Raw genomic sequence first — 10,156 nt, forward strand, 5'->3', positions numbered from 1 at the left:
GATGATGGCTTCCGTGCGTTTCCGCTTCGATCAATCCGTGCGTCCCCGGCGCGATGCGCAGGGTGGCTTCACCCTCGTCGAGTTGCTCGTCGTGCTGGTGATCCTCGGCCTCGTCATGGGCCTCGCGGGTCCGCGAGTGCTCGGCTACCTGTCGAGCTCGCGCGACAAGGCGGCCAAGCTTCAGATCGAGTCCTTCGCCTCAGCGCTCGACCTGTTCTACCTCGACAACGGCCGTTACCCGTCGACGAGCGAGGGCCTGCAATCATTAGTGCAGCGCCCGCCCGCCGCGGAGAACTGGAGCGGTCCCTACCTCAAGCAGGGCAGCGTTCCGGCCGACCCTTGGGGACATCCCTACGAGTACCGGACGCCAGGCAAGACCGCCCCCTACGCCATCCTCTCGCTCGGCGCCGACGGCGTGAAGGGCGGCAACGGCGTGATCGGCAAGGAATGACGGCCGGGGTTCGAAGCGACTCGCGCAAGCGCGGGGTGTCGGCGGGCTTTACGCTAATCGAGGCGCTCGCGGCCTTTGCGATCGTAGCTGTCCTGAGCCTCGTGGTGCAGCGGGGCGTGGTGCAGTCGCGCGCCGGGCTCGTGGCGGTAGAGGACAGGCTCGCCGCCGAGCGCGTCGCCCGCTCGCTCCTGGCCGAACCTTTGCGCGTATCGGACATCGGCAGGGGCGGACGCACCGGAACCCTGGACGGCTACCGCTACACCATCCTCCTCGCGGCACTGGAGCTTCCTCTACCCGAGGCCGAGCGGGACGCGGAAGGCGGCTGCCAGCAATCGGCCGGCTCCTGCGATCCGGCAAGCCCCGCCCCGCGCATCCGCTGGACGCCCATGCGCCAGGACATTGAGGTTTTGACCCGCCGCGGAACGGCCGTAACGGTCGAGACGATCCGCCTTGGGCAGACGGCATCGGCCGATGGCGGGGGGCGGTAGCATGATCGCTACCGAGACAGGCCCGTGGCCTTCGCGATCCGACCGGAACCGTCGGGTTTCCGAACCTCCGGACTCACGACGCGAGGCAGACTGAAAGTGATCCGTATGATGGGCCTCGAGATCTTCCTGAAGCGCTTCTCGAAAGCCGCGCGACCGATCCCGAATCCGATCCCTCCTGAACCGGAGGCTGCCTCTATCGCGTCTGCACCGGCCCCGATGGAACCGGCGCCCGCCGCAGACGGCGCGGTCTCGGGCGAGCCGGTCGCACCAGGCGAGACCACCTGGCGGCAAGTGCTCGACCCCGACTGGGAGGCACGACGCCAAGTGCTCGACTGGAAGGGCCTACCGCCGGTTCACGACTATGTAGCCCGCCTGATGACCGGCCGCTCCACCGCCGAGCGCGGTCTATGGCTCGACTGGACCCTCGACCGCCACCTCGCGCCGCTGCGCGAGCGGCTCGGCCGCAACCTCAGCCTCGCCTCGTTCGGCTGCGGCCCGGGCGGGATCGAGGAGGCAATCCTGCGCCAGGGACACTGGCCTCTGTCGAAGATCACGCTCTACGAGTATGACGCGGCCCTGCTCGCGGACGCTCGGCGAAAGATCGAGCAGTTTCCGCTCGAATCCGAGTTTTTAGCCTTCGATTTCAACCATCCGCCTCCGATCGACCGCAGCTTCGACGTGGTCTTTTTCTGCCACTCCCTGCACCATTGCGCCGACCTCGAACGGTTCCTGCCCTTCCTCAACCGGATCGTCTCGCCGGACGGGCTGATCCTCGGTCTCGATTACTTCGGGCCGCCGCGCCTTCAGATGGATCGGGATGCCCGCCGGCTCGCCGACGAGATCTTCGGCTACCTGCCCGCGCACTTGCGGCGGAACCTGAAAGAGGAGCAGGAGGACCGGATCGATGCCCGCTTGACGCTGCCGACCATCCCGGCGGTAGCCAGTTACGATCCAAGCGAGGCGCCCCGCAGCGCCGACCTGCGCTCGATGCTGTTTGCCGCCTTCGACGTGGTCGAGGTGCTGCCGATGGGGGGCACGCTGCTGCGCAACCTGCTCGCCGACCGCGCCGGAAATTTCCGCAGCGAGAGTGACATGGCGATCCTCGACTTGACGATGATGATCGAGCGGATAGCGATCGAGACCCGGCTCGTGGCGTCTGATGACCTCTACTTCGTGGTCAAACCGACCAACCGGATCTGACCCTTGCCCCTTCGGAGCCGGTCAGCGCTCCCAAGCGGTGACGTAGTACGGTGCGTCGCGGATCGGAGCACGGGCCAGGGTAACGGCGACGCTGCGGTTGGCGGCCGCCACGGTGGTGACCATGACGCGGACGCGGAAGGCCGTGCCGCGTGTCGTGGTGATTAACGGCTGCTGCTTCGGCAGCAAAAGCTTGAGTCGATCGTCGATCGTCGCACGCGGCGCAGCACGCAAAGCCACCACCTGCGCGACGAGGCTCGGACTCATCTCGGGCAGCGCCATCAGAACCGTCGCGGAGGCTTCCAGCACGTTCACGCGGCCCTGGACGTTGTCGACGGTGAGCAGGGGCGCGAGGGCGGCCACATCGTCGTCCGTGACGTCGGCCAACCAGCGGAGTTCCCCCACGGTACGGAAGCCGTCTTTGCCCCGGCCGACGGGCTTGGCCGCGAGGTTGATCTTGGCCGGATCGGCGTTCGCCGGCGGCTTGTCCTCGTAGCGGTCGCGCCATTGCACGACGCGGGCGGCGAATATCTCAGGCTTTAAGCCGGTTAGCCCAACGGCGCGATACGCGCCTGCCAGCAGCATGGGATCAGACCAGTTCAGGTCGATCCGGCCAGATTCGTCGACTGCGGACAGGGTGATGGTGCCGCCGTCGACGGCGATCCGCTGGTCGCGGATCCGCGCCGCCGGGAGTTTCAATGCGAACAGTTCGTGGGCCGCGAGGTCGATGCCGGAGCGGACCATCGCTTCGAGTCTGAGGTCGTCGGCGGTACCGCGCACGCCATTGATGGCTGAGCGCACCATCAGCGCCGTCCCGCCGGCAAGGCTCAGGAGTAGGGCCATGATGCCGAGCACCGCCACGAGGATGAAGCCGTCCTGCCGGCTGCGCATCTCAGCGCCCAACCGCAGCGGCCATGCCGGGCGTCGGCACGCCGGGCTGGCCTTGGGCCTCAAGCGAGCGCGGATCGATGCGGCTGCAGAACGCCTTTCGCGGTGCGGCGCAGCCCGGCTCTGCCTCAATTCGTAGCGGGACGCGAAGGCTCGACAGGATTTCCCCGCTTGCGGGATCGGTGAAGGCGACGCGCACGGCGATCGGCAGCGTTTCGGCCGCGGGCCAGACGTCGACCAAGAGTTCGGGAGTGCCTTCGCCGGGCGCCACCACATAGGCGAAGCGGACTGAGGCCGTGCCAGCGTAGACCGTGTGCGCGGGCGCGAAATCGAGTGCGGCCTCGTCGCGATCGAGGGGCGAAAGCGGCGCCTCGGCGCGAAGCACGGTGCTGCCGTCCTTTGTCTCGGTCCCCTGCAGCAGGATCGCGAGGCTCCGGGGCGTGCGGTCCGTGTCAGTTCGGTCTAGGGAGAACAGCATCCGGTCGGGCAGGCCCGCGAACACGAAGTTCCGCTGGCCCGGCCCGGCCCAACGCGCGCGCGCGATCGACCCGATGTCGCGGGCGAGCGCGGCCAGAGCGTGGCTGGCGACGTCTAAGCGTTCGGTGCGCTCCGCCGTCCGGTCAGCCTGCCGCGACATTAGCCCGAGCAGTGACCCGACCGCGACGAGGATGATTGCACCGATCGCCATCGTCGCCAGCGCCTCCAGAAGGAGGAAGCCAGCCGAACGCGGCCGCGCGGGCGGGACGCGGAGACGTCGCGCGGTGTGTGTTGCGCGGGCGTCCCCCTCACTCGTCAAGACGTGCGCCCCGGTCAATCACGATCGCTGCGGTCTGCGGATCGACCCGGACCGACAGGATGCCGGACCGGTCGGCCCGCATCAGAAAAATCTCTCCGCCCGACGCCCGCCCGTCCGGCAGGAAGCGGATGCCGTCGAGCCCCGCGCCGGAGATGCGCAGGAACAGGTTGGTTGGGATGGCGACTACCCCATTCTCGGCGCTGGACAGCACGCGGCCGCCCGCGAGATCGACGACGCTTGTCACCGGGCGCCCGCTGCGGACGGCTTCATCGCGGTCGGCCCTAAGAATCGCCGCGATCTCGAACCCCTTAACCCGCAAGCTCGTCGCGCTCCCCGAGAACGACACACGCGGCAAGGCAAGTGCAGCGATCAGGCTGATGATCGCCAGGACCAGCGTCATCTCGATCAGGGTGAAACCCGCATGGTTCGCGCGGTGGGAGGCGTCGGCCGGTTTCATGCGGTGTTTTCAGAATCCTGGCCCTACGGCGGAACTCCAGCCGCAGGAAGTCTGCCCCACGGGGAAGCACTTGCATCGGAGCGCGTCGAATTCGAGGCGTCGCGTGAGGTGCTCAGATCCAATGTTCGGCAATATCGCGGTCCAAGTCGAGGGCGATCGTGTCCGCCAGCACGGCCAGAGGATCCGCGCCGGGCATGAGTACCGCCGTCCGGTGCACAGTGCCTGCGCGCCAGCTTTCTGCATGGCGCATAATCAGCCGGTACAACCCTGGCAGGTCCGCCGCGATCTCAAGGGGATAGGCACGATGAGCCGCGATCTCTGATGCGACCACCGGCAGCCCCATGGCAAGCGCGAGCGCAATGCCGCACGCGACGCCCTGCCGGCGTTGCGGGGTCAGATAGAGGTCGCTGGCCGCCAACAGGTCGAAGAGGTCGGCATCGCCAAGGGACGCGAACGTCACGAGGTCGGTAGGCTCGTCGGGACAGGCGACGGGACCACGGCTGGCCGCGACGAAAAGAGGTCGAACTTTAAGTGCCGAATCGGTGAACGGATATTCGGTGGCAAGTGCGACGAAGTCTTCAATGCCATCGTCCCGCGCGTCTCCTGCCTCCATGCCGAAGAGATTGATCACGACGAAGCGCCCGGTGAAACCGAATTTTTCGCGGAGAGCCGGGCGTCGCACAGCCCAGGCCTCGGACCATGCCGCACCCGCCGGGCGGTCATGGGCAAGCAGCACCGTCTCCTGGCCGAACAGGGCGTCCCGTGCGGACGGCGACGTCGAGAAGACGCGGCGCGCCAGCGCGGCGTGGTAGCGCTTGTCGAGGATTGCGTCCGCCCGCGCGTCGCGATCGGGCCCCGATCCCGGCGGCGCGTCGCCGTGATCGACGCAGTAGACGAGCGGCCGCCGCCCAAGATGCTGCGTCACCGCAAAGAACGGCGCGGTGTGGGCGATGACCGCATCGACGCCTTCGCGCGTCGCGAAGACCGCCGCCTCCACGGGATCCGCGAGTCGGACCTGACGGCGATCCGGGCCGGCGGTCACGTCCTCCCGGTCGGGGCCGCCGAGGATGACCTCGAAGCCCCGCGCGGTGAGAAACGCCGCCTGATCCGCCACCCACTGGCCGATGCCGCCTCCGGCGCTCAGCAGTAGAACCCTGCGAACGCCGGAGGGCGGACGCCGCCACGGGAGAACCACACGCGGCGGAACGGCGAGGCCCCCGATCCTCTCCCGCGACAGATTCGGATTGTAGAACGGATCGTCCCGGATCACCGCCGCGTGTCGCCGCCGCACGCGGATCGCCTCGCGGACGTTGCGGCCTTGATCCGCCCGGGTCGTGGAGGCGCCGCGCGAGAGCGATTCGTGATGCAGCAGCAGCGGCTCTGCGACGTAGAGGTTGCGGTATCCCGCAGCATGGGCGGCGCAGCAGAGGTCCACGTCGTTGTAATCGATCCGCAGCAGCGGGTCGAAGCCGCCGATCTCCGCGAAGACCGAACGCCGGACCGCGAGGCAGGCCCCGGTGACGGCGCTCATCTCACGGGTCGCATCGAGGGCGCGCGCAGTCGCCTCCGGCAGATCGACGAGGGCATGCGCGCCGACGCCGGCGATGCCGAGGACTACGCCGCCATGCTGCACCGTCTCGCTTGGATAGAGCAACCGCGCGCCGACGGCGCCCGCCTCCGGCCGGGCGGCGTGGACGGCGAGCTGGCGCAGCCAATCCGGCTGCCGGACGGTGGTGTCGTTGTTGAGGAAAACGAGGATGTCTTCGTCCGCGCCCGCGGCGCCGGCGTTGCAGATCTCGGAGAAGTTGAACGGGCCGGGCGAGGCGACGACGCGCACCCGCGCATCCGACGTGACCTCCGCGAAGTATCGCGCCGTCTCATCCTCCGACGAACCGTTGTCCACGACAACGATGCAATAACGCTCGGACGGGTAGTCGGTGCGTGTAAGGACGCTGTCGATGCAGGCCCGTAGTAGGGCGCTCCGGTCCCGCGTCGGGATGACGATTCGGACGGTAGGCAGCGGCTCCGGCGGGTCGTCAGATGCCTCGGCCGCGTTCCACGACGGATCGGGAACGGGCTGGTTCGTGCGCGATGGCGGCACCGCCTCGTCCACGGCTCGGTGGTAGAGGATCAACGGGATGCGGATCACCCGCGCGGGGTCGAGCCCGAGCAGCAGGTCCGCCCAGGCCCGGTCGGGATCCCCGAGGCGGCCCGATGCACCCGCCAGCATCTCACGGGTCGGCGGGGCGATGCGCAGGGCGATCACCGGGCCGGCATAGGGCACCTGCCGCATGAGCACGGGCGACATGGCGGGCGCGAACACCGGCGCATGCCGCGCCCCGATCCCGTCGATTCGGTCGTGATCGCTGTAGGCGCCGAGCGCCGCCCCGTGGCCGAGCGCGGCCGCGAACGCGTGACAGGCGTGCGGCCGCAGCCGGCTCCCCCCGCTGGCGAGCAACACGATGTCCCCGTCCGCCAGCCCTGCCAGCGCCTCGGCGATAGTATCGACGCAGGCGATCCGCCGCTCGGCGGCGACCTGGGCGACGATCTTCTTCCAGAAGGCGCTGTCCACGTCCGGGCCGCGCAGCAGCATGGCGCGCCAAGAGGAACCGGCCTGACCTGCGAGGGCGCTCACGAATGCGCCGGGGTCGTCCCGGCCGACGACAATGATGCAATGCACGGTCGACGGCACCGGTTCGGCGGCGATCCGCTCCAGATCCGCCACTTCGAGATCGTCGTGGACGGCGAGCCAGCGCTCGTAGCGCGAGACGCCCGTCGGCCGATGGCCGCGGCGGAATCCCAGCCGAAGGTAATGGACGAGCGGGATCGGAAAGGTTTCGTGGTAGCGAGGATACGTGAGCGCGTAATGCTCGGCATCGAAGGCCGGGCCGGGGTCCCGCAGTTCGGCCGCGCCGTATTCGAGGTAGTGGGCCAGCGCATCCCATCCGCCCCTGGCGACGTCCGGGTAGGTGTCGCGGTACCACGCTTCGTCGAACAGCCCGCTGGTGCGGATCAAGTAGATCTGCGACGCGTCGTCGTCCCGCAGCCAGACCGGGCATCCGTTCGCGGCCTCGCCTGCCTCGATCGCGTGCAGGAAAGGCGGCAGCGGACCCGTACCGGCCGCGGGGACGGCGTCGAGGTAGCGGCGCGTGTCGAAGTTTGGCCCGGGATCGCGATGCTCGTGCAGGCCGTATTCGCAGAAATGCGCCAGGGGGCCCGGCCCAAAGCCCGCGAGTTCTGGATAGGTCGCAAGATACCATTCGGCGTCGAACAGGCCGGAATCCTGAACGCGTCGGGTATGATCCGCGATGACCGGATCGACGCGCGGACGACGTTTGCTGCGAAAGAACTTCATCGCGTCCTGTTCCGCCCACCCTCTGTCGCCGATCCGGAAGCACCCTCGACGCAGCAAAGACAACGTGCCGAAGCATCGCGCACCGGGATCGGACCTGCTTCCCGCCGTTCACGCGCCGACGGCGTGGCGGCCAGTTCGGGGAACGGGGATGCGCCCGAACGAAGGTTTGCCGCCGCGCGCGCGGTCAGTTGAGATCGAACACCCACCCCTCACCCTCGGCGCGAAACCCAGAATCGGCGAAGACGTCGGCACAGGGTGCGTTCCTGTCCGTCGCGAGAAAGCACGCCGAGACCCGGGTCGAACCGTCCCGCTTCAGCCCGTCGACGATGCTCGCCAGCATCCGCCGCTCGATGTCGAGCCCGACGACGCGGCAACTCATGACGAGCTGTTCTATCGCAGCGCCGCGCACGAGGACGGCGCCGACGAGGCCGTAATCGGTGAAACGGTCGGCAACCGAGAAGGCATGGATCACCGCGCCCTCCTGAAGGGCCGCCTGCATCGCCTCCGAAGTCCACCGGTGGCCGGTGGTGTTGAACTGATTGGTCTTGTTGATCAGTTCGAGAGTGCGGGGAAAGCGGCCATGCCCGATCGTCGTGATGACGTCCGACGCGACCCGGATGTCGAGATCGTCCAGAAACTCGGTGCGCGAGACCGTCTTGCGGGTCTTCTCGCGCACCACCTGCGCCCGAATCATCTCGGTCCTCCTTCCGGATTCGTCCGAGATGAACGGCACCTGCGTTTCGGCCGACCACAGAAGCGTCCGGCGGATGCCGTAGAGGTCGGCCCCAAGCGTCCGGATCCCCGGAAACGCCGCCTCGATGGCGGCCCGCTCGACCGGGTTGTCATCGATGAACACGGTGCTCAACGGCAGGACGTTGACCTGTTGTAGGATCGCGGCGACGCTCTCGACCTTCTGATTCCAGCCAATCATCACCACCGCGAAATCGGCGAGTTCCAGGCGGTCGCCGAGTTGAGAATCCCAGGCGGCGCGGATCGTCGCGTCGTCGTTCTTGCTCGCGATGGCGAGCACGATCCCCCTCGCCTTAAGGACGTTCAGTGCCTCGGCGAGGCCGAACGGCCAGCCCTCGTTGGTCTTCGCCTCGCCCGACTCCTCGGCGAGCACGCCGCGCCAGAGCGTGTCGTCCAAATCGACGATCACCAGCTTGACGGCATCGATCTGCCGCAGCGTCCGGACCATCGCCTCGATCTCAGCGTGGACCGCATCGAAGAACGCGTCGATCCGCAGATCGCTCTGCCGGCTGACCGGCGGCGGCGGGTGAAGGCGGCCGCGATCGTGGGCGGCATCGAAGTCGCTCAACGTCGAATTGTGATTCAGCATCCAGAGATGCTCGTCTTGAACGTGGATGCGTCCGATCGTAGCGGAGATGGCGTCGAAGTCGAGGATGTAACCGTTCGCATAGCTAGCGACGAGATCGGCAAGACTCTCGTTAAGGCGATCGATGAAATAAGTGAAGTTCCGTAAGTCGTTGCGCGGTAACAGGCGCCCGAGCACGTCCTGTTGCGGGCGGAAGTAGTTGACGATGAGGCTCGCAATTCCGGTCTCCCGGTTCCAGCGCATCGCCGCGTCGAGGGCGAGGCTCAGGCGCTGCACGGCCTGATCGAAAACGAGCCGGTAATCCTCGGTGCGATGATACTTGAGCTTGGCAAAATGCGCGTCCGCCAGCAGGGTGCGCAGCGGGATCTGGACGATCTGCACGTCGTAGGCGGCGATCGGCTGCGGCGGGGTGTCGGGCAGTCGTCCGATGTTGTTGAACAGGACGAAGTCGCCGGGCGTCGCCCCGCTGTCGTTCGAATGGGAGACCAGATCTTCGACGAGGCAGGAGCCGATCACCAGGATCCGCCTCAAGCCGGTCGGGGTCGCCCGCAGGCCGGTTGGGATCCGAAACTCCTTCGGGTCTCGGGAACTCCGTGAATCTACAACGGGATCGGCCGATATGTCCCCATTGCGCGACGGGGCGCTAGAAATCCGCCCGAAATTTGATCTCCGCGGCGACAAGAACCTCCAGAGCGACGTCATACGGTTTCCTGCTGGGCCGACGTAAATTTCGCCCGTGCCGTCTCCTTAATCGTGTCGATCGCGCAGGGGTATCCCGGTATCTAGAGGGCAACATGGGCGGCGCCTTCATCGTGCGCGCTGGTGCGTCGATGCCGTCTTCTTATCCTGAAAGGCGTCCATCGCGTCGCAACGCGCTACTACAAGCTCACTTGCAAGAACGTCTTGGTTGTCGTCGTCGCCTTCTGGTGCTGATCGAGCCGTGCCTCGAGTATGTTTCCGGGCTACTCCGAAACGGACGGGTAGGGTTCTAAGAGCGCCTAACAGAACCGCCTGATTTGGTTGAGGGTGATGAGACTGGCGGCGAGGTTGGTGAAGGCCTCGTAGATGTCGGCGCGACGCTCGTAGCGTACGGGCAGGCGTCGGAAACGGTTGAACCAGGCATGGGTGCGCTCGACTACCCAACGGTGACGCCCAAGCTTCTCGCTGCTGTCGATCCCGCGCCGAGCG

The 10,156-nt window shown here is 67.3% G+C and carries 9 protein-coding genes; 3 read left to right on the forward strand and 6 right to left on the reverse strand.

All coding sequences use genetic code 11. The annotated features are described in order from the left end of the window. Position 1 precedes the first annotated feature (1 nt). From gspG to FV227_RS18760, 3 genes are read left to right on the forward strand one after another with little or no spacing between them, the layout of a single operon-like run. Positions 2–451, forward strand: coding sequence for a type II secretion system major pseudopilin GspG (gene gspG, locus FV227_RS18750; RefSeq protein WP_147725302.1), 450 nt, complete (start codon positions 2–4; stop codon positions 449–451). Then, positions 448–939 (forward strand): prepilin-type N-terminal cleavage/methylation domain-containing protein, encoded by a 492-nt coding sequence (locus tag FV227_RS18755; protein ID WP_147725301.1) that lies wholly within the window; start codon positions 448–450, stop codon positions 937–939. Before gspG ends, FV227_RS18755 begins: the two co-directional genes overlap by 4 nt. Positions 940–963: 24 nt before the next feature. After that, positions 964–2,139, forward strand: coding sequence for a class I SAM-dependent methyltransferase (locus FV227_RS18760; protein WP_147725300.1), 1,176 nt, complete (start codon positions 964–966; stop codon positions 2,137–2,139). Between the two features lie 21 nt (positions 2,140–2,160). Here FV227_RS18760 and FV227_RS18765 read toward each other — a convergent pair whose 3' ends face one another. The 6 genes from FV227_RS18765 to FV227_RS18790 all read right to left on the reverse strand — a co-directional run. Then, entirely contained in the window at positions 2,161–3,027 is an 867-nt protein-coding gene (locus tag FV227_RS18765) for a type II secretion system protein GspK (RefSeq protein WP_147725299.1), read from the reverse strand. A 1-nt stretch (position 3,028) separates the two neighbouring features. Next, positions 3,029–3,838, reverse strand: a complete 810-nt coding sequence (locus tag FV227_RS18770) for a prepilin-type cleavage/methylation domain-containing protein (protein ID WP_147725298.1) — start codon at positions 3,836–3,838, stop codon at positions 3,029–3,031. After that, entirely contained in the window at positions 3,810–4,277 is a 468-nt protein-coding gene (locus FV227_RS18775) for a GspH/FimT family pseudopilin (protein ID WP_147725297.1), read from the reverse strand. Before FV227_RS18775 ends, FV227_RS18770 begins: the two co-directional genes overlap by 29 nt. 112 nt (positions 4,278–4,389) lie before the next feature. Further along, positions 4,390–7,632, reverse strand: a complete 3,243-nt coding sequence (locus tag FV227_RS18780) for a glycosyltransferase (protein ID WP_147725296.1) — start codon at positions 7,630–7,632, stop codon at positions 4,390–4,392. A 184-nt stretch (positions 7,633–7,816) separates the two neighbouring features. Beyond that, on the reverse strand, positions 7,817–9,211 hold the full coding sequence (locus tag FV227_RS18785) for an HAD-IIIC family phosphatase (protein WP_187274872.1): 1,395 nt from the start codon (positions 9,209–9,211) through the stop codon (positions 7,817–7,819). A gap of 755 nt (positions 9,212–9,966) precedes the next feature. Then, on the reverse strand, positions 9,967–10,156 hold a 190-nt coding region (locus FV227_RS18790; protein WP_147859662.1), incomplete at its 5' end, for a transposase.

Origin of the sequence: Methylobacterium sp. WL119 (assembly GCF_008039875.1) — a bacterium.
Lineage (GTDB): Bacteria > Pseudomonadota > Alphaproteobacteria > Rhizobiales > Beijerinckiaceae > Methylobacterium.